Annotated in this window: 22 protein-coding genes; 9 read left to right on the top strand and 13 right to left on the bottom strand. The window is 65.5% G+C overall.

Going from position 1 to position 24,960, the window contains the following annotated elements:
* Window positions 1–155 precede the first annotated feature (155 nt).
* From GAK28_RS17505 to GAK28_RS17530, 6 genes are all read right to left on the bottom strand, one after another.
* Window positions 156–1,970 (bottom strand): TonB-dependent receptor, encoded by a 1,815-nt coding sequence (locus GAK28_RS17505; protein WP_291782098.1) that lies wholly within the window; start codon window positions 1,968–1,970, stop codon window positions 156–158.
* The gene (locus tag GAK28_RS17510; RefSeq protein ID WP_291782102.1) at window positions 1,853–2,980 is read right to left on the bottom strand and encodes a TonB-dependent receptor; all 1,128 of its coding nucleotides are present in this window, start codon (window positions 2,978–2,980) and stop codon (window positions 1,853–1,855) included. Before GAK28_RS17510 ends, GAK28_RS17505 begins: the two co-directional genes overlap by 118 nt.
* 105 nt (window positions 2,981–3,085) lie before the next feature.
* Complete coding sequence (locus GAK28_RS17515) at window positions 3,086–4,093, bottom strand: FecR domain-containing protein (RefSeq protein ID WP_291782104.1); 1,008 nt, start codon at window positions 4,091–4,093, stop codon at window positions 3,086–3,088.
* Between the two features lie 2 nt (window positions 4,094–4,095).
* Window positions 4,096–4,659 (bottom strand): sigma-70 family RNA polymerase sigma factor, encoded by a 564-nt coding sequence (locus GAK28_RS17520; RefSeq protein ID WP_291782107.1) that lies wholly within the window; start codon window positions 4,657–4,659, stop codon window positions 4,096–4,098.
* 162 nt (window positions 4,660–4,821) lie between these two features.
* On the bottom strand, window positions 4,822–5,664 hold the full coding sequence (locus tag GAK28_RS17525) for a PhzF family phenazine biosynthesis protein (protein WP_291782110.1): 843 nt from the start codon (window positions 5,662–5,664) through the stop codon (window positions 4,822–4,824).
* 4 nt (window positions 5,665–5,668) lie between these two features.
* Window positions 5,669–6,109, bottom strand: a complete 441-nt coding sequence (locus GAK28_RS17530; RefSeq protein ID WP_291782113.1) for a hypothetical protein — start codon at window positions 6,107–6,109, stop codon at window positions 5,669–5,671.
* 122 nt (window positions 6,110–6,231) lie between these two features.
* Between GAK28_RS17530 and GAK28_RS17535 the strand changes: the two genes are divergently transcribed.
* The gene (locus GAK28_RS17535) at window positions 6,232–7,059 is read left to right on the top strand and encodes an endonuclease/exonuclease/phosphatase family protein (RefSeq protein ID WP_291782117.1); all 828 of its coding nucleotides are present in this window, start codon (window positions 6,232–6,234) and stop codon (window positions 7,057–7,059) included.
* A 3-nt stretch (window positions 7,060–7,062) separates the two neighbouring features.
* On the opposite strand, the gene GAK28_RS17540 is transcribed toward GAK28_RS17535, so the two are convergent.
* Window positions 7,063–8,340 (bottom strand): acyltransferase, encoded by a 1,278-nt coding sequence (locus GAK28_RS17540; RefSeq protein WP_291782120.1) that lies wholly within the window; start codon window positions 8,338–8,340, stop codon window positions 7,063–7,065.
* Window positions 8,341–8,537: 197 nt separating this feature from the next.
* Between GAK28_RS17540 and parC the strand changes: the two genes are divergently transcribed.
* Entirely contained in the window at window positions 8,538–10,778 is a 2,241-nt protein-coding gene (parC, locus tag GAK28_RS17545; RefSeq protein WP_291782123.1) for a DNA topoisomerase IV subunit A, read from the top strand.
* A 112-nt stretch (window positions 10,779–10,890) separates the two neighbouring features.
* Here parC and GAK28_RS17550 read toward each other — a convergent pair whose 3' ends face one another.
* Entirely contained in the window at window positions 10,891–11,379 is a 489-nt protein-coding gene (locus GAK28_RS17550; RefSeq protein ID WP_291782126.1) for an 8-oxo-dGTP diphosphatase, read from the bottom strand.
* 127 nt (window positions 11,380–11,506) lie between these two features.
* Between GAK28_RS17550 and GAK28_RS17555 the strand changes: the two genes are divergently transcribed.
* Together GAK28_RS17555 and GAK28_RS17560 are read left to right on the top strand one after the other, a co-directional pair.
* Window positions 11,507–12,292 (top strand): phosphodiester glycosidase family protein, encoded by a 786-nt coding sequence (locus GAK28_RS17555; protein ID WP_291782129.1) that lies wholly within the window; start codon window positions 11,507–11,509, stop codon window positions 12,290–12,292.
* Window positions 12,289–14,631, top strand: a complete 2,343-nt coding sequence (locus tag GAK28_RS17560) for a penicillin acylase family protein (protein ID WP_291782132.1) — start codon at window positions 12,289–12,291, stop codon at window positions 14,629–14,631. Before GAK28_RS17555 ends, GAK28_RS17560 begins: the two co-directional genes overlap by 4 nt.
* On the opposite strand, the gene GAK28_RS17565 is transcribed toward GAK28_RS17560, so the two are convergent.
* Window positions 14,600–16,315 (bottom strand): amidohydrolase, encoded by a 1,716-nt coding sequence (locus GAK28_RS17565; protein WP_291782135.1) that lies wholly within the window; start codon window positions 16,313–16,315, stop codon window positions 14,600–14,602. The genes GAK28_RS17560 and GAK28_RS17565 overlap by 32 nt on opposite strands.
* Window positions 16,316–16,496: 181 nt before the next feature.
* On the bottom strand, window positions 16,497–17,600 hold the full coding sequence (locus tag GAK28_RS17570; RefSeq protein WP_291782138.1) for a hypothetical protein: 1,104 nt from the start codon (window positions 17,598–17,600) through the stop codon (window positions 16,497–16,499).
* Window positions 17,601–17,783: 183 nt separating this feature from the next.
* On the opposite strand from GAK28_RS17570, the gene GAK28_RS17575 reads away from it, so the two are divergent.
* Window positions 17,784–17,954 (top strand): hypothetical protein, encoded by a 171-nt coding sequence (locus tag GAK28_RS17575; protein ID WP_291782141.1) that lies wholly within the window; start codon window positions 17,784–17,786, stop codon window positions 17,952–17,954.
* 186 nt (window positions 17,955–18,140) lie between these two features.
* Here GAK28_RS17575 and GAK28_RS17580 read toward each other — a convergent pair whose 3' ends face one another.
* Window positions 18,141–19,631: a hypothetical protein gene (locus GAK28_RS17580; protein WP_291782144.1), complete on the bottom strand. Its 1,491-nt coding sequence runs from the start codon at window positions 19,629–19,631 to the stop codon at window positions 18,141–18,143.
* Window positions 19,632–19,728: 97 nt separating this feature from the next.
* A complete protein-coding gene (dapE, locus tag GAK28_RS17585) occupies window positions 19,729–20,859 on the bottom strand; it encodes a succinyl-diaminopimelate desuccinylase (protein ID WP_291782147.1) in 1,131 nt (376 codons plus the stop codon).
* A gap of 118 nt (window positions 20,860–20,977) precedes the next feature.
* Here dapE and GAK28_RS17590 point away from each other — a divergent pair, with 118 nt between their 5' ends.
* From GAK28_RS17590 to GAK28_RS17605, 4 genes are read left to right on the top strand one after another with little or no spacing between them, the layout of a single operon-like run.
* A complete protein-coding gene (locus GAK28_RS17590; protein ID WP_291782150.1) occupies window positions 20,978–21,478 on the top strand; it encodes a hypothetical protein in 501 nt (166 codons plus the stop codon).
* 31 nt (window positions 21,479–21,509) lie between these two features.
* Window positions 21,510–22,181, top strand: coding sequence for a PspA/IM30 family protein (locus GAK28_RS17595; protein ID WP_291782153.1), 672 nt, complete (start codon window positions 21,510–21,512; stop codon window positions 22,179–22,181).
* Window positions 22,182–22,185: 4 nt separating this feature from the next.
* On the top strand, window positions 22,186–22,800 hold the full coding sequence (locus GAK28_RS17600; protein ID WP_291782156.1) for an OB-fold-containig protein: 615 nt from the start codon (window positions 22,186–22,188) through the stop codon (window positions 22,798–22,800).
* A 13-nt stretch (window positions 22,801–22,813) separates the two neighbouring features.
* Entirely contained in the window at window positions 22,814–24,487 is a 1,674-nt protein-coding gene (locus tag GAK28_RS17605; protein ID WP_291782159.1) for a flotillin family protein, read from the top strand.
* A gap of 116 nt (window positions 24,488–24,603) precedes the next feature.
* Here the strand turns inward: GAK28_RS17605 and GAK28_RS17610 are convergent, their stop codons facing one another.
* Entirely contained in the window at window positions 24,604–24,957 is a 354-nt protein-coding gene (locus tag GAK28_RS17610; RefSeq protein ID WP_291782162.1) for a Spx/MgsR family RNA polymerase-binding regulatory protein, read from the bottom strand.
* Window positions 24,958–24,960: the final 3 nt, after the last annotated feature.

A 24,960-nucleotide genomic window follows, 5' to 3' on the forward strand; every position in this document is an offset into this window, starting at 1 on the left:
CGGTGCCGATTGTCACGAAGTGTAGCCTTGCCCAAGAAGAAGGCCGGCATCCTTGCCGGCCCCCGGGGGGCACCACGTGTACGCAGGAACGCGGATGTAGCCTGCGCACACTTCCTATAACGCGATGGCGCTTCTCCCCCCTACCCCTGATGCGATCAATGGGGATGCCAGGTGAAGCTCAGCTGGTAGGCGCGCCCCACGACATCGTCGAAGAGCGGGTTGTAGGCCGTGCCGGGCGAGCCGTAATAGGCCGGCGAATGGTCGAAGAGGTTGTGCACGTTCAGGGCGACGGTCCAGTCGCGGATGCCGGCGTAGGCCAGGTTGAGGTCGACCAGCACGAACGCCGGCGTGGTGCACTTGCCCACGGTCGCCAGGTAGTCGGGACAGGTCTGGAAGCTGGCCGAGGAGGTCGGGTAGCGGTAGGCGCCGGTGTAGCGCACGTTGGCGGTGGTGGTCCAGTCGCGATACCGCCAATCGATGCCGAGCAACGCGGTCCAGCGCGGCTGAGAGGCATAGCCCGCATAGTGATCCACCGGCATGCCGGACACGATCGTCCGATCGAGCCGCTTCAGGTAGTTCACGTCGAAGCGGATATCGAAGCGCCCCACCCGGCCGGGCTCGAAACGGTAGCGGCTTTCCAGGTCGATCACTCGGGCGTCGGTCTTGCCCAGGTTGGTGAGTTGCTGGTTCAGCGCCACGAGTTCGTGGTTGGCGTTTCGCTCGAAAAGGCGCGGATACCGTTCCGGATTCGTGAGGACATAGGGAATGGGCAGCGCATTGATGTCGTTGTCGCGACGAATGCGAAAGTAGTCCAGTGCCACGCTCGCCGTGTCGCTCGGCGCCCAGACCAGTCCCAGCGTGTAGCTGCTGGAGGTCTCCGCCTTCAACTGGGGATTACTGATCGAGTTGAGCCGCAGCTCGCAATAGCTGCTGTACCGATCGATGAGCACACCCTCCGCGCACGGCAGTACGTTGTTCGGCACCTGCGTGAGGAAACCGACCGAGGCCAGGGTCGCCGGATGGTTCAGCTGCAACAACGTCGGCGCGCGATATCCCCGGGCCCAGGTGCCGCGGATGCTGAGACCGTCCATGGCCTTCCAGTTCAGGCCGACCTTGGGCGACCACGCATGGCCATACCCCTTGCTGCGATCGAATCGCCAGGCGACGTCGACGTCGAAGCGATGCATGACCGGAAGGAGGGATTCGATATACGCCGCCGAGCTCCATCGGTCCTCGCTCCGGATCGACGGCGTCTGGAACTGAAAGACGCGACTGGTGAGGATCAATGGATCGGGCGCGTCGTGCAGCCGGTCGCGATAGGCTTCCACGCCGATGGCCACCGTGGCTGCACCGCCGGGCAACTCGGCCACGGGCCGTGACACGTGCCCGCTGATGCCGCTCTGCGTGGTTTCCGCACGGCGGTGAAGCACCGGCGAGATGGCGGAACGCACTGCCTCCGCGTTGACCGTGTCGATATGGAACGCCCCCTTGCGCACAGCCTCGGCGAACGTGTCCTCCCGAAGCAGTCCCATCAACTCGTCCGAGCTGTCGTTGTGCTGGTCGTTGACGTGGATATCCCATTCGCCATCGCCCCACGCCCCGCGCAAGCCAAGGGTAAGGAAACGGCTGATCGACACCGTGGTATCGCGCACGGGACCGAGATCGGCGAAGGTGTAGTCGTAGATGGTCATGATGCCGGGCCCCCGGTTGTCCGGGTGGCCTACGGGAAGCTGCAGGCTGTCCTTGACCGGTGCCGACTGCTGACCCTGTTCGACACGGGTCCAGCGTGCATCCGCATAGGCCTCCACGTCACCGAAACTGCGATCGATCCGGGCCATCAACGAACGGCTGTTCAGCGAGCCCTGCAAGCTGGTGACGCCAGCGCCATCATCGAGGCAGACCCCCAGGCGACTACGTTTCGATGGAGCGCAGTCGGCCGGGCGGAAGCGGACCTGGGACCGATCCAGCACGAAATCGTCATCCGAAGGCGTACTGCGCCCCCCAGGGTCGGCTGATCCGTCAGCGCCGCCCAGGAGCGATCGCGTCCAAGCAATGGATCGCGCTTCAAGTAGTCGATACTGAACATGGCGTGCCCGTTCTGGCCGAACGAGCCGCCGAAGCTTGCCGTGGCCCGACGCTGCCCTGCGTCGCCACGGTCTGACCAGCCATAGCTTCCATCGAGCGTCACGCCAGTGGCGTTCTTGCGCAACACCACGTTGATGACGCCCGCCATCGCATCGGAGCCGTAGATCGCCGATGCACCGTCGCGCAGGATGTCCACGCGCTCGACCAGCGCGAGGGGAATGCTGTTGAGGTCGTTGATGACACTGAAATCGTCCTGCGCAAGGCCGTAGCCCGCCATGCGCTGGCCGTCGATCAGGAACAACGTCGCCGCCGAACCCAGGCCTCGCAGGTCCACGGCCGCAGCGCCGCTGGCTCCGGAAAGACCGTTGTTCTGGTAGACCGCCCCATCGGTGGTGCTCACGGGCGAATTGCTCACGCGAATGCCCGGGCGCGCGCGCAGCAGGTCGTAGAGTGTCTGGTAGCCGCTGTGTTCGATCTCGTCGCGCGTGATCACGGTCATCGGCGACGCGGTTTCGACGTCGGTGCGCCGGATGTGCGATCCGGTGACCTCCACCGGTAGCAACCGCGTGGCCAGCGGCAGTTCCTCGATACGCGGCAAGGGCTTTTCGATCGGCGGTGGCGGCGGTGGCAGCCTGCGCAGCACGAAGATCTTGCCATCCACCTGCACCGCCTTCAGGCCACTTCCCTTGAGCGCGTCGTTCAACGCACCGCTGGCGTCGCGCTGCCCCTTCACGCCAGCGCTGCGCTTGTCGTGGGTGAGCGCGGGGTCGTAGATGAACTGCACGTCACCCTGGTGGGCGAGCGCGCGCAGCACATCGTCGAGCGAACCCGAAGCGATCTGGTAATCCGTCGGCGTCAGGGGGGCGGCGGCACCGCGGGCGCAGCAAAGCGCCACGAGCAGGCCAAGCGCCGCCCTTCCATATCTACCGATTCGAGGCCCCCCGGCGCGCATACGGCTAGTTCGTGCCTTTCGGCGGCGAAGCGTTCAGTGCAGGCTTCCTCAGTGCGTTTTCACCGTGCCGTTGTCCGGATACAACACGAGTTCGTCGGTCCCCCGTCGCTCGACCCTGAGCGACCATCCCGCCTCCAGCGCCCGGACCAGCGCCTGCTGGTCGCCCGCATGGAAGCTACCACTGACCTCGACGGCACCGAGGCTGCGATCCCCCAGGCGAATCTTGGTTTCGGAATAGCGATTCATTTCCGTCAGCAGGTCGTCCAGGCGATGCTGCCTGAAGAACAACTCGCCGCGTGTCCAGCCTCGCGCGGAATCGACATCCAGCGGCGTGACGCCGTCGGTGCTGCCGTCGGCGGCGAAGCGGATCTGCTGGTTCGGCGTGAGCGCCCGGGTACCACTCCACGAGGCCCGGTCGATCGACACCGCGCCTTCGAGCAGGCCAACCGTCACCGCGCCCTCGATATCGCTGACCTGGAACGTGGTGCCGATGTCGTGGATCACGTGACTGCCCGCACGCACCTCGAAAGGCACGCCGGTATGGGCGACGACGAACTCGACCCGCCCCCGCTCCATCGTGACGATACGGCGGTCGTCGTCGAAGCGAAGCGACATCGCCGCACCGGCGTCGAGCACCACCTTCGTGCCATCAGGCAGCGTGGAGGCGAAGATGCGATCCGGCGCGCCCAGCACGTGTTGCTCCTGGGCGACGGGCGCCGCGGCATGGCGCGTGTATACGCCGGAGACGCCAAGCCAGATCAGCAGGCTCGCAGCCAGCGCCGTCGGCAACACGAAGCGGAAGATCTGGCGGCGACGGCGTCCCCGCCCGGTGCGTTCGCGGCCCTGGCGGGTGGATGCGCGCAGCATGGCATCCTGGCGCAATGACAGCACGGCGTCGTGCAGGCGCGACGCTTCGACAAAAGCCGCGTCGCGACCGGGCTCTTCCTGCAACCAGCGGGAAAAGGCCTCGCGGTCCTTCACGCTACATCGGGGCGAGGCAAGCCGGGCCACCCAGGCCTCGGCCGTCCTCGGCAGGGATTCAAAATCGTGCGTCATGCTCAGTTCCTTCCGGCGTCCAGTTCACCCAGCTGCTTTCGCAGCAGGGCGAGTGCCTTGCCAATCTGCTTCTCCACCGCCTTCACGGAGATACCGCAGTGCGTCGCAATCTCCGGATAGCTCATGCCATCGATGCGGTTGAGAAGATAGATATCGCGGCACCGCGGCGGAAGGCGTAGTAGCGCCTGTTGCACGCGTGCCAGTTCCTGGTGGGTGTCGAGGCGCTGTTCGTGCGCCTGCTCGGACGACGCCAGCGCATGCACGTTTTCGTCGAGACTGACGTGGTCGGTCACGTGATGTGTTTGCGCACGGCGCGCGCGATCGTTCAGCGCGTTGATGGCGATGCGGTAGAGCAACGCGCTCCAGGTTTCCGGCGCGTGGTCACGATAACGGATGAGCCGGGCGAGGCTCTCCTGCGCGATGTCCTGCGCGTCTTCCTCCGACGATACGCGTCGGCGCAGGAAGCCGAGCAAAGGATTGCGTTGCTCGCGTACGAAACGTTCGAAACTGATCGTTTCGGGCGAGGTTTCTATTGGCTGATCGCCATCGACCGAACTGCGTCCCATGCTGCGATACCGTGCCCCCGAAAGCCGCTTTCCAGCGAGAGTACCCCACTTTCGGTGTGTGTGCGGAATCGGCAATGTGGCTTGCGAAACCATCCTCGCTCCCATCGGGTCGACGGGCTTGCTCGCCCTCGACCGATATAACGCGAATGGACGGCTTTCCCCCTACACGCGGGGCAGCGCCACATGCCCCTCGATGGCCGTGACGGTCTGGCCACCCAGCCAGATATCGGCGCCGTCGCGAAGGATGTGAAGACGGGCGTCGCGCCCCAGGGCCATGCCCTGGGCGACCACGTAGGAGGCCGGGGCCAGGCCCTCTCGCGCGAACCAGGTCGCGATGCCGGCATTGAGGCTGCCCGTGGCCGGGTCCTCGAGCAACCCGCCCGCGAAGACGAAGGCCCTGACTTCGAAGAGCGCGTCGGCGTGGTCGCCGGACAGCGCGATGACCCCCAGCTTCATGCCGGCTAGAACGGACGGATCGGGCGTCAGGCGACGCAGGTCGACGCCCTCGCGCAACAGGACGGCCCGCCAGCCACCCCCGTTGTCCACCCAGCGGGCGCCCAGGATGTCGTGCCGGGACACCCCCAGGCCGTAGGCGATGCGCAGGCTCTCCCCTTCGTCGAACGCGTCGTCGCGCAGCAGCGGCGGCGCCAGGAACGACAGCCGTCCTCCGCCACGGCGCACCCGGACCAGGCCGACGCCGCACTCCTGCATCACGTCCTCTCCGTGCGGACGGCCGCCCGCCTCCAGCCAGGCATGACAACCACCGAGCGTGGGGTGCCCGGCAAAGGCCATCTCACCACGGGCGCCAAAGATCCGCAGACGGTAATCGGCCCGGGGATCCTTGGGCGATTGCAGGAACACGGCCTCGCTCAGGTTGGTCCAGCGGGTGAACGCGAGCATCGTGGCATCGTCGAGGCCGTCGGCGTCGAAGACCACGGCCAGTGGGTTGCCCAGCAGGGGCCGATCGCTGAACACGTCGACCTGGCGGAAGGGGTGGTTGCGCATGGGATCAGATGTTCACGTCGCGTCCCCGCGACGCTTCGCATTCCTGCAGTGACTTCTCGAGGGCCGCCCTGAGATCGACGGGACTGGAATGATCAGTGTCATTCACAAATCGCGCCATGTCTTGCTTCATCGCCTCGCCGAGATGATTGCGCGCCTGGGCGCCGCACGGCGTCCGCGGCTTCCACGCCGACAGGGCGGCAAGTCGGGTGCCTAGGGCTGTCTTGTCGACGGCACCGTCGCGCTGGAGGTGCCAGTCGGCGATCACGCTGTGCAGGTCCGTCGAATCGGCGGCCAGGTTGGCCGCGTCGGCCTTCTGTGCGCGATGGGAGGCGGTGAAGGCGAGGATGGCCGTGGTGGCGGAGGCGATGAAGGCCAGCGCCACGATGGCCATCGCGGTGCGGCGGCCATTGTCGCGTCGCGTGGGGGCGACGTCACGATCGGTCATGGAGGCTCCGGGGAAAGCGCGGGAAACGGCCTATTCTGCCCCAATCGTCCCAAGGGGGAGCTGCGGCGATGTAACGCGGTTACGGGGCTATAGTCAGAGGCTGCCTATCCGGGAGACCCGCCATGATCCGACTCCGTACCCTGGCCTTCGCCGCCATGGCCGCCTTCGCGCTTCCTGCCGCCTCGGCCGACCTGAAAGTGCTGAGCTTCAACGTCCGCACGATCACCGGCCCGGACGGCCCGAATCGCTGGGAGATGCGTCGCGACCTGTTCGCCGAGACGATCCGCCGTATCGACCCCGACGTGATCGGCACCCAGGAGCTGGGCCAGGCCCAGGGCGACGATACCGTGGCCCGTTTGCCGGGCTACACCTGGTTCGGCCGTGACCGCTACGGCGGCCACAAGGACGAGCACATGGGCATCTTCTACCGCAAGGACCGCCTGAAGCTCGTCGAATCCGGCGATTTCTGGCTGTCGGACACTCCGGACAAGGTCGCCAGCATCACCTGGGGCAACATCTTCCCGCGCATGGTGAACTGGGCGCTGTTCGAGCGGGTGTCCGACCACAAGCGCTTTTACCTGCTCGATACGCACTTCCCGTATCGCGACCAGGACGAGGATGCCCGCACGCGCAGCGCGCGCGAGATCGCCACCTGGATCGGCAAGCTGCCGCAGGGCGTGCCCGTCGTGCTCACCGGCGACTTCAACACCGGGCCCGACAGCGAGGCGCATGCCCTGCTGACGAAGACCCTCAAGGACGCCTGGACCGCCGCACCGATCCACGAAGGACCGGACGCGACCTTCCACAACTTCACCGGCAAGGCCGACAAACGCATCGACTGGGTGCTCTACCGCGGCGTGGAGGCGAAATCCGCCACCACGGTGACCACGTCGAAGGACGGCCGTTATCCGTCCGACCACTTCCCTGTGGCCGTCGACTTCACGCTCTGAACCCTAGCCCGGACCGGACTCGGTCGAATGGGCTATCCGCCTCGCAGGCTCCGCCGCGCGCCGCCTGCGATAGCGCAAACGGCGCCGAAGCCCGCCCGCTCCCGCGACGGCCGCCGTGGGAATCCGCCGGGAAACTGCCGGAAATACCGCCTGCGACAGGCGGATGCCCCAGCGATCGAAGGTCCGGTCGAAGGCCACGGCCGCGACGATCACTACCAGGAAGGTCGCCGGTACGGTGAGCAGCGCCGCGGCGACGGGATCCAGGCGCATGCCGCCTGCCAGGGCGACGAAGAACCAGGCCGAAAAGCTCAACAGGATCGGCAGGTGGACGAGGTAGAAGGCGTAGGAGATGCGCCCCATGAACTGAGCCGGACGACTCTGCAATACGCGATCGAGTACGCCGCAGCGTACGGCGTAGAGCATGAGTACGCCCCCGACGACGTTGAAGAACGCCTTGCGCTCGTTGTCGGCCAGCGGCAGCACGCGCGTCCAGTCGTACCAGGGCGAGACATCAAAGCCACCGCAGACCACCGCACCGACCAGGATCGCCGCCAGCAAAGGCCGCGAACGGGTGAGTCGGGCCTCGCCAACATGGCTGCCCGCCAGGAACGCCGTGTAGTACGGCCAGTCGTGCGGGAAGAACCAGGTCAGTACGGCCACCGCGAAAGCGAAGTTCAGCACGCCGGAGCGTCCTGGCAAGGTCAATGACCGATACGCGAAGACGAACAGCGAACCCAGCAGCTCGATCTTCATCGTCCAAAGTGTGGGATTGAAACGCGACCACCCGCCGAAGAGGGTGCCGTAGACACCGTCGCGCAGCGCTTGCACGACATCCGCCGGCTGCTTCCAGAAATCGGCCAACCAATAGGAACCCGACAGCGCGCCCGCCTCCCTCGCGTGGCTCCAACCCATGCGCATGACGAACCACGCGAACATCACGGAGCCGAAGATTGGCACGCACAGGCGCAGGTAACGACGGGAGGCCCGCGTACGGAAGATCCCGGCATCGCCGGTGTCGAGCCAGGCCTTCGTGAGCACATAGCCGCTCAGCACGAAGAAGATGCACACGGCGAACTGGCCGTTCCACAGCACCGCCAGCGGGGGCAAGGCAATCAGGTGGTCTACGACGCCATGCATGGCGTCGGGTGTGGTGGTGTCGGGGTAGATCCAGGCGAAACCGCCCGGGATGAAGGCCAGGAACAGGTGGCACAGCAGCACATTGGCCGCGGCCAGGCCACGCAGGCCGTCTGCCGAGAGGTCTTTGCGCATCAACTCGCCCATGGGAAAAACCCCATGGAACCCATCCGGGTTTTGACCTCGGGTGAACGCAGGGTTTTGCGTTACGCGCCGGTTCCACTAGGTCAAGACGCCGTGACGGTGAACCGTTTCGCATTCCGGTCTACACCCCTGAGACGGCTTTCTGGCACCATCCTCCGGCTAACGACGCGCCATGGCGCGCCAGAAGGACAGCTAACCCGATGAATCTGCAAGCCAATTACGAACAGATCCCGCTCAAGGACTACGCCGAGCGGGCCTATCTCGACTATTCCATGTACGTGGTGCTCGACCGCGCCCTGCCCTTCGTGGGCGATGGCCTCAAGCCGGTCCAGCGCCGCATCGTCTACGCCATGAGCGAGCTGAGCCTCGCCGCCACGGCCAAGCCGAAGAAATCCGCCCGCACCATCGGCGACGTCATCGGCAAGTTCCATCCGCACGGTGACTCGGCCTGCTACGAAGCCATGGTGCTCATGGCCCAGCCGTTCTCGTACCGCTATCCGCTGGTCGACGGCCACGGCAACTTCGGTTCGCCCGACGATCCGAAGAGCTTCGCGGCCATGCGCTACACGGAGTCACGCCTGACTCCGATCGCCGAGTTGCTGCTCTCCGAACTGGGCCACGGCACCACCGACTGGGTACCGAACTTCGACGGCACCCTGGAAGAACCCTCGTGGCTGCCCTCCCGCGTGCCTCACGTGCTGCTGAACGGCTCGATGGGCATCGCGGTGGGCATGGCCACCGACATCCCGCCGCACAACCTGCGCGAGGTCGCCAGCGCCTGCATCCGCCTGCTCGACGACCCGGATGCCACGATCGCCGACCTGTGCGAGCACGTGCAGGGCCCGGACTACCCGACCAAGGCCGAGATCATCACGCCGCGCCGCGAACTGGCCACGATGTACCAGAACGGCACCGGCTCGGTGCGCGCTCGCGCCATCTACGAGCGCGACGACAGCAACATCGTCATCACCGCGCTGCCGCACCAGGTCTCGCCCTCCAAGATCCTCGAGCAGATCGCCGCGCAGATGCGCGCGAAGAAGCTGCCGATGATCGAGGACCTGCGCGACGAGTCCGACCACGAGAACCCGATCCGCCTCGTGCTGGTACCGCGCTCCAACCGCGTGGACGTCGAGGAGATGATGCAGCACCTCTTCGCCACCACCGACCTGGAGAAGAGCTTCCGCGTCAACCTCAACATGATCGGCCTGGATGGTCGCCCGCAGGTCAAGGACCTGAAGACCATCCTCAGCGAATGGCTGCGCTTCCGCACTGACACCGTCACGCGTCGCCTCAACCACCGCCTTGGCCGAGTCGAGCGCCGCCTGCACCTGCTCGAAGCGCTGCGCATCGCCTACCTCAACCTGGACGAAGTGATCCGCATCGTCCGCACCGAGGACGAACCGAAGCCGGTGCTCATCGCCCGCTTCCGTCTCGACGAGGAACAGGCCGACTACATCCTCGAGACCAAGCTGCGCCAGCTGGCCCGCCTCGAAGAGATGAAGATCACCGAAGAGCGCGACAAGCTCGAGGAAGAACGCGCGCGCATCAACGTGCTGCTGAAGTCCCCGGCCAAGCTCAAGGGCCTGATCAAGGAAGAACTGCGCGCCGACGCCGAGAAGTTCGGTGATGAGCGCCGTTCGCCGCTGATCGAGCGCAGCGCCGCCCAGGCACTGGACGAGAGCGCGCTGGTCGCCTCCGAGCCGGTCACCGTGGTGCTCTCGCAGAAGGGCTGGGTCCGCGCCGGCAAGGGCCACGAGATCGACGGCGAGGCACTGTCCTACCGCGACGGCGACAGCCTGCTGGCGATCGCCCGTGCCCGCACGACGCAGCAGGTGGCATTCATCGACTCCACCGGTCGCGCCTATGCGACGGCGGCGCATACGCTGCCCTCGGCGCGCGGTAACGGCGAACCGCTCACGGGCCGCTTCAGCCCGCCGGCCGGCGCACGCTTCGACGCCGTGGTGGCCGCCGAGAACGACACCCGCATCATTCTTGCCACCGACTTCGGTTATGGCTTCGTGACCCGCTTCGAGGCCCTTACGGGTCGCCAGAAGGCCGGCAAGCAGATCATCACGCTCAGTGACGGTGCACGTGTGCTGGCACCGGCGGTCACACCCGATCCGTCGCGTGACCGTATCGTCGTGGTTACGGGCGAAGGCCACCTGCTGATGTTCTCGGTGGCCGAACTGCCGGAACTCGACAAGGGCAAGGGCAACAAGCTCATCGAGATTCCCAAGACCAAGCTGGCCTCGGGCGAGGAGCGCGTCGTCGGCGTCGCCGTGGTCACCGAGGGCAAGGGCGAGGTCACGCTCTACGCGGGTCAGCGCAAGCTCACGCTGAAGTGGGCCGACCTCGTGGAGTACGGCGGCAGCCGTGCCACGCGTGGCGGCGTGCTGCCGCGCAGCCTACGCCGTGTGGAACGCATCGAGACCACCGGCTGATCGGCTCTCGTTGAATCGCGGATACGATCCGCTCCCACCCCTCTGGTAGCAACGTCGCTGACAGAAGGTGGGAGCGGATCGTATCCGCGATGATGACTGCGACAAGCCTGATTCAGAGGCGGGTGTAGTTCCAGGACACCATGTGGCCGTCCTGGTACGGCATCACGCCATGGAACGGCCGCGGATCCTCGTCGAACACCAACGGCAGGAAGTTTTTATCGCCTTCCCACATGGGCAGGTCGTCCAGCCCCTCGATCGGCACCCACTCCAGCGAACCCTCGGCGTTCGTGGCAGGCGGCTCACCCTCGAAACGGGTCACCACGAAGATAAAACTCAGCCAGTCCTCACCGTTCTTGCCGAAGCCCGGCCAGTTCAGCGTGCCGCGCAGGCTCATTTCCAGGCATTCGATGCCTGCCTCCTCGCGGATCTCCCGGCGCATGCAGGCGGCAATATCCTCGCCCGGCTCCATCTTGCCGCCCAGGCCGTTGTACTTGCCCAGGTGCTGGTCGTCCTGGCGGGCATTGCGATGGATCATCAGGACGCTCCGGCCGTCCGGGGACAGCACGTAGCCGAGCGTGGCGACGATGGGCGTATAAGGCATGGCGATGGCGAAGTCGGGGAAAAACCCCGGAGTTTACGCCCATCCCCGCTACCGGACGCGTTCAGCCCTTGCATGCCCCCGCCAGCCCGGCGAACATCCCCGGATGCACCACCGGCACTTCCCTCGCATGGCCCGTTTTCTCGCCCGCCTTTCCTCGGCCTCCGCGCTCGCCGTGCTGGCCACCGCCTGCTCCGGCCCGGCCGACGCCGTGGAAGGACGCGATGTCGTGTTCGACAGCCAGTCGTACTTCACTGTCACGGTCGACACCCGTCGCGAAGACATCGAGCTCTACTGGCGCAACCCCGACAACGACCAGCCGTTCGGCGGCATCGAAGCGCTCAAGACCTGGACCCAGGGCAAGGGTCGCCCGCTGGCCTTCGCCACCAACGCGGGCATCTACGATCGCGAGTTCCGGCCGCTGGGTCTGTATGTCGAGAACGGCAAAACCCTCGTTCCGCTCAATCTCGCCCACGGCAATCCGAGATCGGGCAATTTCTCGCTGCTACCCAATGGCGTGTTCGCCGTCTACGACGACGGCAGCGCCGAGGTACGCACCAGCGAGGTGTTCCGCGCCGCCGCACGCAAGCCTCGCTGGGCGACCCAATCCGGACCGATGCTGGTCGTCGACGGCGAGATCAACACCCAGTTCGACGATGGCTCGGACAGCATGAAATGGCGTAGCGGCGTGTGTGCCCGTAGCGCCCACGAAGTGGTGTTCGCCGTGAGCCGCGCTCCAGTCAACTTCCATGCGTTCGCCCGGTTGTTCCGCGACCAGATCGGTTGCCGCGACGCCCTCTTCCTCGACGGCACGATTTCCCAAGCCTTCACGCCCGCGTCCGGCTACGCTGGCGCCCCAGCCTTCATGACCAAGCCCTACGCGGGCATCATCGCCGTCTTTCCAAAGAAACCATGAAAACACGCCGCGTCCTCGCCCGCCTGCTGATCCTGTTTATCGTGTTGATCGGCCTGGCGGGAGGGACCGGCTGGTATTTCCTGTCGGGCAGCCTGGCGCGACTGGATGGCGATGTCACCGTCCACGGCTTGTCGGCCCCGGTGACCTTGGAGCGTGACGCACGCGGCACGCTCACGGTGGAAGGTCGCGATCGGCGCGATGTCGCCTGGGCGCTGGGTTACGCGCACGGACAGGATCGCTTCTTCCAGATGGACCTCATGCGTCGCCTGTCCGCCGGCGAACTGGCCGCCCTGGTCGGCAGCAAGGCCGTCGATGTCGATATGGGTCATCGCGTACATCGCATGCGCGATGTGGCACACCGGGCCTACGAGGCATTGCCGGGCGATCAGCGTGCCCTGATCAACGCCTACCGCGACGGCGTGAACGCCGGGCTAGGTGCCCTGCGCGTGCGACCCTGGGAGTACCTGTTGCTGCGCCAGTCGCCGCAACCATGGACGGGCGAGGACACCCTGCTCGTGCTCGGCGCGATGTACCTCGACCTCAACGAGGACGGCACCAATCGTCGCGAACGCGACATCTCCCGACTGCGCGCCGCCCTGCCCCCTGCGCTGGCCGACGCGCTGCTCGCACCGGACCCGCTTTGGGAGGCGCCCCTGGATGGCAGCCGCTCGCCGGACGTGCCGCTGCCCGATGCCAGCACCATCGACCTGCGCGCCACCACGACCGTGGCGGCTCTTTCACCGGCACCGCTGCCCGAGTTCCCCGGGAGCAACAGCTTCGCCGTGGGTGGCTCGCTCACGACCGACGGCCATGCGCTCGTGGCGAACGACATGCACCTTGGCCTGCGCGTGCCGGATATCTGGTATCGCGCCCGGCTGCGGTATCCCGACCCGACCGCTCCCGGCGGCACGCGCGACCTCAACGGCGTGACGTTACCCGGCACGCCGGTCCTCGTCGCCGGCTCCAACGGACAGGTCGCCTGGGCGTTCACCAACAGCTTCGGCGACTGGATGGACTTCGTCCGCGTGCATCGCGACGCCGCCGATCCGACCCGCTACGACTCGCCGGATGGCCCGGAGCGGTTCAAGGTGCACGACGAGGTGATCGAGGTCGCCGGTGGCGAGTCACGACACCTCAAGGTGGAGGAGACCCGCTGGGGACCGCTGGTCGAGCCCGATACCGACGGTACGCCGCTGGCACTTTCATGGATCGCCCACGATCCGCGTGCCTTCAACCTCAACCTGATGCGCATGGAACACGTGACCGACGTGTCGCAGGCGCTGGATGTGGGCCCCACGGCCGGCATGCCGCCGCAGAACCTGCTCGCGGGCGACAGCCAGGGCCACGTCGGCTGGACGATCATCGGCAACGCGATTCCGCTGCGTGACGGTCCCGATGGCACATGGCGCGGCATTGCCTCGCCGGACCGCTATCCGCGGCTTGTCGATCCCGCCGACGGCCGGCTGTGGACCGCCAACAATCGCACCGTCGGCGGCGACGCACTCGCCCTGCTGGGCAACGGTGGCCATGACCTCGGCGCCCGCGCCCGGCAGATTCGCGACGACCTGCGCGCACGCGACCGTTTCGCGCCTGCCGACATGCTCGCCATCCAGACCGACGATCGTGCGGTGTTCCTCACGCGCTGGCAGGGCCTGCTGCAGGAGACGCTGGCTAAAGACACCAGCGGTTCGCTTGCCACGCTGCGTCGCCTGACGGCCACCTGGGGAGGTCGCGCCGATCCTTCCAGCGTCGATTACCGCCTCGTCCGCACGTTCCGCCAGAACGTACGCGAGGCGGTGCTCGCGCCGTTCATCGCGCGCACGAAGGCGCGCTTCCCGGCGTTCGAATGGCCTCGTGCCGCGCTGGCCGAGGCCGCCATCTGGCGCATGCTGCACGAGCGCCCGATGAACCTCCTCGACCCGCGCTGGAAGGACTGGGACGATCTCCTGCTGGGCGCCGCGCGCAAGACAGCTGACGACCTCGGCAAGCTGCCCGGTGGCCTTGAAGCGCGATCATGGGGCGAGGTGAACACGGCACATATCGCCCATCCGCTATCGGCCGCGCTGCCCGGCTGGCTTGCCCATTACCTGGACATGCCCGCCGAACCCTTACCCGGCGATACCGATATGCCCCGCGTGCAGGCGCCATCCTTCGGTGCATCGGAACGCTTCGGCATTTCGCCCGGCCACGAGGATCGCAGCTACCTGGAACTGCCTGGCGGACAGAGCGGCCATCCGTTGTCGCCCTTCCATGGCGCGGGGCACGACGATTGGGTGCATGGCCGTGCCACGCCGCTCCTTCCCGGCGCTACGGAACATCGCCTGCGCCTGACGCCGTAAGCCACCTGGCAGGAATCTGCGCACGGGCCTCGTGGATCGTGCGCCCCTCCTTTACGGTTTCCAGCACGCGGATATCGGCGATCTTCGACGCATCGACCGTCAGCGGGTTGTCGGACAGTATCATCAGGTCGGCCAGCTTTCCCGGCGCCAGCGAGCCCTTGCTCGCGCCTTCGAAATGCTGGTCCGCCGCCCACGACGTGATGGTTTTCAATGCCGTCCAGCGGTCGATGCGGTGGTGCGCACCCAGGACATACCCTGACCGCGTGCTGCGATTCACCGCGCTGGCGACCACGCGCATGGCATCCGGAAACGCCACCGGCGCGTCGTGGTGCGTCGTGAACGGCATGCCCCTACGCACGAGCCACCCGGTCGGCGAGATATTCTCCGCGCGCTCCGGGCCAAGCACCGACGTGCGATGCCAATCGCCCCAGTAGAACGTGTGCATGGGAAACAACGACGGAAAAATACCCAGCGTCTGGAGGCGATCGACCTGGTCTTCGCGCAGGGTCTGGCCGTGGATGAGCACGGGTTTCACGTCGACGCCCGGCACGTCCTCCTTCGCCAGGGCGAACTGCGCCAGCATCTGGTCGATGGCGCGATCGCCATTGGCATGGACGAGGAACTGCCAGTGGTTACGCAAGGCCTGGGTGAACACCGCGCGCACGACCGCGTCGTCAACGACGCCATAGCCGGCGTAATCCGGGGCGCGTCCCGCCGGTGGTTCGGCATACGGCTGGGTCAGCCAGGCCGTCTTCCCCTGCGGCGAGCCGTCGAGCGTGAGCTTGATGCCCCCTATGCGGAAACGATTCCTGTACGACGGCGTGACGCGTACATCGTGGAACCAGGGTGGTGCCATCAGCGATAGGTTGCCAGCATCCAGCACATCCGGATACGCCACGATGTCGGCTTTGAGCAAGCCCCTTTCCGCGGCCAGCATGCCAACCTGCGTCTGCGCCGCGCTCGTGCGGCCATCCTGGATGGTGGTGTATCCGTAGCGCAGGTACATCGCCTGTCCCGCCAGCAACATATCGACCGCCAGTTGCGCGTCGTTGGCCGGGAACATCTTGCCGAGCGAATCGAAGAAGGCGACTTCCTCCAATACGCCATCCGGCTCGTTCGATCCTGGACGACGCCGGATCACGCCTCCCGGCGGATCCGGCGTATCCGCCGTGATACCCGCCATCGCCAGAGCCTTGCTGTTGAACGCACCGAAGTGGCTCGACTGGTGGATGAGGACGATAGGAACCTCGGACGACACCGCGTCGAGATCGTCGCGCGTGGGATGACGTTTTTCGTCCAGCAGGGAATCGTCGTAACCGAAGCCCAACACCAGGCCGTTCAGCCGGTCCGGATAAGGCGACGTTCGGATGTGCTCGCGAAGCGCCTGCAGCACGCTGGCAACGCTGCCACCGGGACCATCCGGCGCAGGCAGGATGTTGGCCGACATGGCCTGCATCCCGACCATGCTGGCATGGCCGTGGGCGTCGATGAATCCCGGAAGAAGCGCATGTCCTTTCAGGTCGACGACCCGTGTGCAACCGCGTCGGTATCGCGAGACCGTTTTCAGGTCACCGACGGCGACGATCCGTCCGGCCTTGACGGCCAATGCCTCTGCTGAGGGATTGTCGTCGACCATGGTGACGATCGGACCACCGTGGTAGATGGTATCGGCCGACCATCCCATCGATGACGATCCCTTCGCCGCTGCGGCAACCGCCAGTAGAGCCGACACTCCCAAACCCATGCTTATCGCTTTCACGTGCCCTTCGCCTCCCGGCGGCTGGATGAAAACCACGCATACTGACAGTCGCAGACACGAAGAACCCTCACGGAAACGGCCAATCGCTCCATATGCATGGACATCGTCAGTCCCACGGCAGATTGATGACGATGCCATCGGACCAGCCGACTCGTCCCTTGGTGGGAAGATTCAATCCGGTTTGCCGCCGATGATCGGCACAATGCGTTCCGTTCGAGCAGGTGTTCCATCCCGCCTCGTAGACGACGTGATACGGCAAGGGGCGATTTTCGTTGCCGCTGAGTGGAATCTCCCAGAGAATTTCGTGATGGGGATTCAGCGTGGCAGCCAGATGCGTCGCCTTCGCCAGGCTTCCCGCATGATGGCGTGCCGCGATCCAGCGCTGGATCGCCGGCACGTCAGGCAACCACCATGTGCTTCGATAGAACACGGTGTCGGCATTGCTTCGTACATGCGTCAGTGACAGATCGGCCTGGGTTTCCACCGTCGTCGTGCGAAGCATGTTAAGGCCGAACGTGATTCCCACCGAGTTCTTCCCTTCCGTGTCGATCGACCGCGAGACCTTGACGTCACCGCCGACAGCAATGTCTTCGCCGCTGGACACCTGGACACGGCCATCCACGGCATCGGCAGGAAACAGTTTTCGTAGGATTGGGCGTACCGGACAGTCCACAGGACGGAACGCCTCCGCTCCGTCGCAACGAAATACATGGACATTGCCGATCTGGGGGAACGTGGAGTTCAACGGCCACGCCGTCACCACGCCGGGCTGTTCGATGCTTCCCCAGCCCGAATGGATTGCCGCGTCCATGAGACCGTGAACAAGTCCAGAGGCCGGGTCATACCACGCGTCGCTACCATGATCCCGCGCAAAGCCTGTCCCGGCACCCTCGCCCATGGTCCGGGTCCAGAACAGATAGCTCACACTACCGGCGTCGAGACGATCTTCCGTGCGGATCAGGCCCCATTCGTTGACAAGCGAAAGCCGCAGATGATTCGCCGGAAGAAAGGGTTCAATGGTGAACTGGGCCGGTTCCGCCGTATGCACCGATAGATTGCCGTACTGGCACCAGCGTCGGGCCTCTCGTCGAAAGGCCAGACGCTGGGCCGTACCGGGCATCCGGTCGCCATACATCGTCGTCGCCATCTGGCGGCTGAAATCCCGACACACCTGTGACGGCGACGATACAAGCACCTTGAAATCGACCATGTGCCGACGTCCCGAGGGTGGCGTCGCACGCGTAGACCGCGAACTTCCCGAGGCGAATGGATCCTTGCTCCAGCTCCAACGGGACAGTGTCTGCCGTCGTGCCGCATCGTCTTCCGCGTCGAAACCGAAAACACCCAGACCGGCCCCGGGATCGAGTACGACCGTATTCGCCATGGGCCATGCATGCACGAACGCCGGACGCACGAGCGTGAGCACATCCGTCCGACCGGCAATGGCTACGCGTCGGCCGCTATCGACGAGGTCCTTGATCCGTTGCTTCACATCCGCGGGATCGTCGACGTCGTCCACCGTAAGCAACGTGACCCGTGGGGCCTGGAGTTCATCGACGGATAATGCGAGGACCTCGCCTCCTGGAAGCAGACTCAACGCCAACGGGATGATGAATGACTTTCGCATGATCGATGTTCCTGACTGTGGGTCGCCAAGATTCGCAACCTCGCCCAGCGCTGAACATGCGCTTCATCCATGACGTGCGGTGAGTCTTTCGACGCATCGCATGCCAGCGTTCACTGGCACGCCCTAGCGATTCGGAAAGCGCAGCATCACGGCATCGAACCAGGCCACCCGTGCCTTTCCAGGGAGCGTACCGATCTGCCGGTCCTTCCAGCCCGAACAGTTCGCGCTTGCATTGCATTGATTCATGCCTGCCTCGTAGATCATGTAGTAGGGAACGACCCTTCCTTCGTTTCCCATGAGGGGCACTTCCCAGAGGATTTCGTAGTGCGGGTTGAGCGTGGTGGCCAACGGCGTCGCCCAGGCCAGACCACCGAAATCGTATGTGGCGAACCAGCGCGATATCGCCGATAGATTCGGCATCCATCGCGTGGTCCGGTGGTTCACGGTATCCGCGTTCGAATGGATACGAACCATCGACATCGTGGTTTCGGTGGTCTTGGTTTCACCATAGGTCAGATCGATGCCGAAGGTCACCTTGCGTGTCGGGCTGGTGGTGAGCCGGGCATTTCCTACGACGTCCATGCGGGTGCTGTTCGTCACGGCCACCGAGCCATCGTGGGTGTCCTGGGGATAGAGCCTGCGTACCCTGGGCATGAACGGACAGTCGAAACGTAGATGGGCATCGAGGCCATCGCATTCGTAGACGAGGGTATTTCCATCGAAAGGAAACGTGGAATTCAGCGGCCACGCCGTGATCGTCTCGCGGTCAGCCAGTCCACCCCAACCGGAATGGATCGCAACATCCATCAGATTGCGAACGTTTCCATGCTTGTCGATGTAGCCTTCCGTACCCGAGCGATGGGTAAAACCGAAGCCACCTCCGTCACCCACCGTCTTCGCCCACATGGAGTACGTGACCCGGGCGGGCTGGGCACTGTCCTCGCTGCGGATAAAGGCCCACTCGGTGGTGAGTGTCAGTAGTACGTCGCGGGTATCGTGGAAGGGCTCGATAACGAACGATCGCGGCGCAGCGGCATAGTAGGAAAGATCACCGTACTGGCACCAGCGCCGGACCTCCGCATAGAACGCCCGGCGGTCTTCCGCGTCGGGCGACGTGTTGCCGAATAACGTGTCATACATCTGCCGGCTGAACGCGCGACACACGGCACCGGGAGAGCTGACATCAAAAGTCAGCGCCACGTCGCGCTGCCCGACGAAATTGAAGCGGACGCGACCCGTGCGGCCCCGTGGCTCGGGATCCGCTCCCTTATCCTCTTGCCAGCGAGAGAAGGCATCCGTGCGCGTGTCGGCGTCGATCGTGACAATGCCGTGGATGCCCAGACCATCACGTGGATCGATCACCCACGCGCCGGTTTCGGGCCAGGCGTTCACTTCACCGGCCATCGCCTCGCTGACAAGAGCCGTGTCGCCGATGAGCGCGAAAGGCCGGCCGGCGTCGAGCATACGGGTCAGGGAACGATGAACGACCGCCCGGGTATCGCCAGCCTCCACCTGGAACACCGGCAAACCCGGCACCAGCTCGTTGTATCGGGTGATCGCACCGGCTTCGGGGATCACCGACAGAAGGGCGAGACACAAGAGATTCCTTTTCATGACGTTCCTGATGGAGTTGGGCCGCACAGGCTCGCAACTCCATCGGTTCGCCACTACGCGCCTGGACCCTCCCTGCTTGTCGGAGGGAGGCGTGCGATCAGGCCAGCATGCGCTCGCAGATCGCCTCGTAGAGATCGGGCAACCGCTCCAGGTCCATGATGGAAACGCATTCGTCGACCTTGTGGATCGTCGCGTTCACCGGGCCCAGTTCGATCACCTCGGCCCCCATAGGCGCGATGAAGCGACCGTCGCTCGTGCCGCCACCCGTGCTCTGCTCGGGGTCGATGCCGCACAGATCGCGGCATACGCCGACCACCGTATCGCGCAGGCGACCGCCCGGCGTCGCCAGGAAGGGATGACCCGAAAGATGCCAGTCGATGGCGTAGTCGACGCCATGCGCACGCAGGATCGCCTCGGCACGCTCACGCAGCCCGTCGGCTGTGCTCGCGGTGGAGAAACGGAAATTGATCAGTGCGACGAGTTCGCCGGGGATGACGTTGTTCGCCCCTGTGCCGGCGTTGATGTTGGACACCTGGAAGGAGGTTGGCGGAAAGTCCGCGTTGCCTTCGTCCCAGCGCTCGGCAGCCAGCGCGGCAAGGGCAGGCGCGAAAACGTGGATGGGATTCTTCGCTTTCTCCGGATAGGCGACATGCCCCTGCACGCCACGCACCGTCAGCGTGCCGGACAGCGATCCGCGACGACCGACGCGGATCAGGTCACCCAGCGCCGCCTTTGCCGACGGTTCGCCTACCACGCAGTAGTCGATACGTTGGCCCGCCGTGTGGAAATGCTCGACCACTTCGCGGACGCCATGCAGGGCCACACCCTCCTCGTCGCTGGTGAGCAGAAGACCCACGGTACCCGGATGCCCCGGATGTGCCGTAACGAAACGCTCCAGCGCCACCACCATCGCGGCGACGGAACCTTTCATGTCCGCCGCACCACGCCCGTACAGCAGGCCATCGCGCTCGGTCGGCACGAACGGCGGGGATGCCCATTGCTCCTCCGGGCCACTGGGAACGACATCGGTATGCCCCAGGAAGGCCAATACCGGCCCCGCCTTGCCATGGGTCACCCACAGGTTGTCGACATCGCCGAAACGCAGGTGCTCGGCGTGGAAACCGGCCTGCTCCAGCCGGGACGCGATGAGGGGGAGACAGCCGGCATCCTCGGGCGTGACGGAACGGCGGGCGATGAGGTCGCGGGTGAGATCAAGTACGGCGGACATGGGGATGGAATTGGCGGATCGGACGATGAGCATACCGCTCCGCCCCCACGCAGGCACTGGACAAGCCCCGCGCGGTGGCGCAGTATGCAATCGTATACACATGAATACGGATGCAGACATGGCCGTTTCGATCCCGCTTTCCGTCCGCGTACCCCAGGACGACTTCGAATGGCTGAGCGCCCTGACCGTCGACGGCGCCACCACGCCATCCGACAAGCTACGGGCGATCATCCAGAGCCACCGACGCGAGCTGGAAGGCACCGCCTCCTACGAAGCCGCGCTGGGTTGGTTGCGCCAGCGCGTGCAACCTCTCGCCCAGGAGGTGGCCTCCTATGAGCACCGATCCGGCGATCGTTCCGAAGCCATCGCGGCCGCGATGGAATGGGTACCCCAGCTCATGGCGCTACTGGTCTCCAGCCACGTGCCGGCCCTTGTGGAGAACGATGGCGAGCCGCGCCAGCTCGAAGAGCTCGTCCTCCAGAAATCGGCCGCCCTACTCGGCGCCCTGCTCCGCCTGGGCATCGGTGCCCCGCCGCCAACCTACTCGCCCGATGCCATCGATCGTCACGTATTTCCCCTCGGTCGCCTGATCGACGCGGTACGCGTCGCCCGCGGTTGAGCACCTGCGATAAACCGGTAAGGAGAAGCACATGGCTGACAGCCTGCAAGACCGTGTCGCAAGACTGGTAATGGGCGGGGCGCATGCCCTGATCGACAAGGTGGAAGGCCTCGCTCCCGAAGCGACGATGGCCCAGGCCATCCGCGAGATCGACGAGGTACTCGGCGAGGTGCGCGTGGAACTAGGGCGTATCGAAGCCACCAAGCACCAGCTGGCGACCCGCCTCGCGAAACTCGCGGGCGAACACGAGGACCTGGGCGAGAAGGCCGAACTGGCGGTCCGCGAAAATCGCGACGACCTCGCCGCGGTCTGCCTCGAACGGCAGACGCTGATCGAAGACCAGCTCCCCGTGCTCGAACAAAGCCTGCAGACCCAGCGCGAACGCGGCCAGGAATGCGAGGGTTATATGCGCGCGCTGATCGCCCGCAAACAGGAACGGGAACAGCTACTCAACGAGTACATCCAGTCCCGGCGGACCCCGGAGTCCTCCGAGACCGGCCACTCCCCCCGTGGCCAGGAACATCGCGTGGATCGTGCGGAAAGTGCGTTCGACCGCGCCATGGCGCGCGCCACGGGCGTGCTAGGCTACGCGGGCGACCCGGGGGACGCCATGAAACTCAAGGAAATCGCCGACCTGCAACGCAGGAAGCGGATCGACGAGCGCCTGGGTGCGCTCAAGAAAAACATGACGGAGAAACCCTGAAGCCATGGAGCTGCTGCTGCCCGAGTGCACGCCGTTCGTCGTCGCCATCGCCGTGGTGGTCCTGCTCGGCGTCGTGGAACTCGTCGCACTGCTGCTAGGTGGCACGGCCTGGGGCTGGCTGGACCACGCCTTCGACAGCGACGGTCCCGATGGCTTTCTCGGCTGGCTCCATGTCGGCCGTGCGCCGTTCCTTGCCCTGCTCGTCATCTTCCTCACGGCCTTCGCCGTCGTGGGCCTGGCACTGAACCTCGTCGCCACGCATCTGGTCCATGTGGGTGTCCCCCGCCTGATATCGATTCCGCTCGCGGTGGCCTTGGCCATCCCCGCGGTCAGGATGCTGGGCGGTCGTGTCGCCAGGCTGGTGCCTCGGGACGAAACCTACGCCGTGAGCCACGCCGAACTGGTCGGCCGGATCGCGACCATGCTCGGCAATGGCAGCGCAGGACGCCCCGCGCAGGCGAAAGTCCCCGACGGCAAGGGCCATACGCTTTACGTCATGGTGGAGCCCGACGATACGGTGCCCGCGCTGTCGACCGGTGACCCGGTACTCCTCGTGCGGCAGATCGCCGGTACCCGCTTCACCGGCATCCCCAATCCGCATCCCGATTTGCTCATCTGATAAGGAACACTGGATGGAAAGCCTCATCAACGTCGCGATCATCGCCGGCGTCATCTTCGTCGGCCTCATCGTGGTCGGCCTTGTCGTCGCGCGGCTCTATCGCCGGTCCAGCAAGGAAATGGCCTTCGTACGCACCGGCCTGGGCGGCCAGCGCGTGATCATGGACGGCGGCGCGCTCGTGCTGCCGGTATTCCACGAGATCATGAAGGTCAACATGAACACGCTGAAGCTCGAGGTGTCGCGTGCCGGCAAGGACAGCCTGTTCACCCGCGACCGCATGCGCGTGGATGTGGTCGCCGGTTTCTTCGTGCGCGTGATCCCCAGCGTGGAAGGCATCGCCAACGCGGCGCAGACGCTGGGCCAGCGCACCATGGCGCCGGACAGCCTGCGCGAACTGGTGGAAGACAAATTCGTCGACTCCCTGCGTGCCGCCGCCGTCTCGATGACCATGCAGGAACTGCTCGACAAGCGCCAGGACTTCATCCAGGCGGTGCAGCACGCCGTGGCGGAAGACCTGCTGAAGAACGGCCTGGAACTGGAAAGCGTTTCGCTGACACGCATCGACCAGACCTCCATGCAGTTCTTCGACCCCAACAACGCGTTCGACGCCGAAGGCCTCACCCAGCTCACCGAGGCCACGCAACTGCGCGCGCGCCAGCGCAATGAGATCGAGCAGACCACCGCCGTCGCGATCGCGCAAAAGAACTTCGAGGCCGCCAACCAGCGCCTGGAGATCGAGAAACAACAGACCTTCGCCACACTGTCGCAGCAGCAGGAGGTCGCGACCCGCGAAGCCCAGCAGACGGCCGAGGTTGCGGCGATCCGCGCCCAGCGTGAGCGCGAATCGCAGCAGGCCACCATCGAAGCGCATCGCGTGGTGCGTGAGGCGGAGGTGGAGAAGGAGCGCGCCGTGCGTCAGCGCCAGATCGAAGCCGAACGCGAAATCCAGGTGGCGCAGATCGACCAGCAGAAGCGCACGACGCTAGCGGACCAGGACAAACTCATCGCCATCGCCGAGCGTTCGAAGGCACAGTCGGAAGCCGAGCGCGAGGCGAACGAAGCCCGCGCCCTTGCCGCCCGTGCCGAAGAGCAGGTGAAGACCGCACGCGAGGTCGCCGTGGCCGAGCGCGACAAGCAGATCGCCCTGGTCGCTGCCGAGCAGGAGGCCCAGCAGCAGGCGATCGGCGTCAGGGTGTCCGCCGAGGCCGAAAAGGATGCCGCGGACAACCACGCGCAGGCCATGCGCATCCGCGCCGAAGCCGACCGCGTGCGTTTCGAGGTGGAGGCTTCGGGTATCCGCCTGCGCAACGACGCGCTCAATACGCTCGGTGCCGAGCAGGTGATGTTGCAGATCAAGCAGGCCCTCATCGCCGCGCTGCCGGGCATTATCGAGGCATCCGTGAAGCCGATGGAGAAGATCGACGGCATCAAGATCGTGCAGGTCGACGGGCTCAATCGCGGACAGGCCGCCAACGGCCCTCAGGCGACCGCCCCCGCCGGCGGTGGCAATCTCGCCGAACAGGCCGTCTCGGCCGCCCTCGCCTATCGCGCGCAGCAGCCGATCCTCGACGCTGTGCTCGGCGAGATTGGCATGAAGGGCGATTCGCTCGCGGGTCTCGTCAACGGCGTCGCCGGCGACTTCGGCGCCCACCGCGCGGCGGTTCCGGTGGACCCGCCGGTTGCCTGACCGCACCACTGTAGGAGCGCGCTTGCGCGCGATCCGGGTTTGCCGCGAGCACCCATCGCGCGCAAGCGCGCTCCTACAGACGACATAAAAAAAGCCCGGCCATGCCGGGCTTTTTCTTACTTGCCGAAGCGCTTCTTGAACGCGTTGTCGCTGAAGCCGACGGAGACATCATCCCCGTCGACCACCACCGGTCGCTTGATCAGCGCGGGGTATTCCTTCAGCAGCAGGGTCCATTCCGGATCGGTGCGCGGATCCTTGCGCTGCGGCAGCAGCGTGCGCCACGTGGTGGAGGCCTTGTTGATCAGCTTTTCCCAGCCACCCAGCTTCTCCGCCCACGCCTTCAGCGTGGCCGGCGGCACTGGGTTGGCGCGGTAGTCGACGAACTCATGGGCCACCTCGAAGCGGGTGAGCCAGTTGCGCGCCTTCTTACAGGTGTCGCAGGTGGGCAGGCCGTAGAGGGTGACGGTCATGGG

This window comes from Luteibacter sp., assembly GCF_009912395.1.
In the GTDB taxonomy this organism is placed as follows: Bacteria; Pseudomonadota; Gammaproteobacteria; order Xanthomonadales; family Rhodanobacteraceae; genus Luteibacter.

Excerpts from the sequence above, each read along its gene's own strand:
- GAK28_RS17580 (WP_291782144.1), bottom strand. The coding sequence starts at position 19,631 with ATGAAAAGGAATCTCTTGTGTCTCGCCCTTCTGTCGGTGATCCCCGAA.
- GAK28_RS17520 (WP_291782107.1), bottom strand. The coding sequence starts at position 4,659 with ATGGGACGCAGTTCGGTCGATGGCGATCAGCCAATAGAAACCTCGCCC.
- GAK28_RS17560 (WP_291782132.1), top strand. The coding sequence starts at position 12,289 with ATGAAAACACGCCGCGTCCTCGCCCGCCTGCTGATCCTGTTTATCGTG.
- GAK28_RS17535 (WP_291782117.1), top strand. The coding sequence starts at position 6,232 with ATGATCCGACTCCGTACCCTGGCCTTCGCCGCCATGGCCGCCTTCGCG.
- GAK28_RS17550 (WP_291782126.1), bottom strand. The coding sequence starts at position 11,379 with ATGCCTTATACGCCCATCGTCGCCACGCTCGGCTACGTGCTGTCCCCG.
- GAK28_RS17565 (WP_291782135.1), bottom strand. The coding sequence starts at position 16,315 with ATGGGATGGTCGGCCGATACCATCTACCACGGTGGTCCGATCGTCACC.
- GAK28_RS17595 (WP_291782153.1), top strand. The coding sequence starts at position 21,510 with ATGGCTGACAGCCTGCAAGACCGTGTCGCAAGACTGGTAATGGGCGGG.
- GAK28_RS17515 (WP_291782104.1), bottom strand. The coding sequence starts at position 4,093 with ATGACGCACGATTTTGAATCCCTGCCGAGGACGGCCGAGGCCTGGGTG.
- dapE (WP_291782147.1), bottom strand. The coding sequence starts at position 20,859 with ATGTCCGCCGTACTTGATCTCACCCGCGACCTCATCGCCCGCCGTTCC.
- GAK28_RS17590 (WP_291782150.1), top strand. The coding sequence starts at position 20,978 with ATGGCCGTTTCGATCCCGCTTTCCGTCCGCGTACCCCAGGACGACTTC.
- GAK28_RS17605 (WP_291782159.1), top strand. The coding sequence starts at position 22,814 with ATGGAAAGCCTCATCAACGTCGCGATCATCGCCGGCGTCATCTTCGTC.
- GAK28_RS17540 (WP_291782120.1), bottom strand. The coding sequence starts at position 8,340 with ATGGGCGAGTTGATGCGCAAAGACCTCTCGGCAGACGGCCTGCGTGGC.
- GAK28_RS17575 (WP_291782141.1), top strand. The coding sequence starts at position 17,784 with ATGCACGAACGCCGGACGCACGAGCGTGAGCACATCCGTCCGACCGGC.
- GAK28_RS17610 (WP_291782162.1), bottom strand. The coding sequence starts at position 24,957 with ATGACCGTCACCCTCTACGGCCTGCCCACCTGCGACACCTGTAAGAAG.
- GAK28_RS17525 (WP_291782110.1), bottom strand. The coding sequence starts at position 5,664 with ATGCGCAACCACCCCTTCCGCCAGGTCGACGTGTTCAGCGATCGGCCC.
- GAK28_RS17570 (WP_291782138.1), bottom strand. The coding sequence starts at position 17,600 with ATGGTCGATTTCAAGGTGCTTGTATCGTCGCCGTCACAGGTGTGTCGG.
- parC (WP_291782123.1), top strand. The coding sequence starts at position 8,538 with ATGAATCTGCAAGCCAATTACGAACAGATCCCGCTCAAGGACTACGCC.
- GAK28_RS17555 (WP_291782129.1), top strand. The coding sequence starts at position 11,507 with ATGGCCCGTTTTCTCGCCCGCCTTTCCTCGGCCTCCGCGCTCGCCGTG.
- GAK28_RS17600 (WP_291782156.1), top strand. The coding sequence starts at position 22,186 with ATGGAGCTGCTGCTGCCCGAGTGCACGCCGTTCGTCGTCGCCATCGCC.
- GAK28_RS17530 (WP_291782113.1), bottom strand. The coding sequence starts at position 6,109 with ATGACCGATCGTGACGTCGCCCCCACGCGACGCGACAATGGCCGCCGC.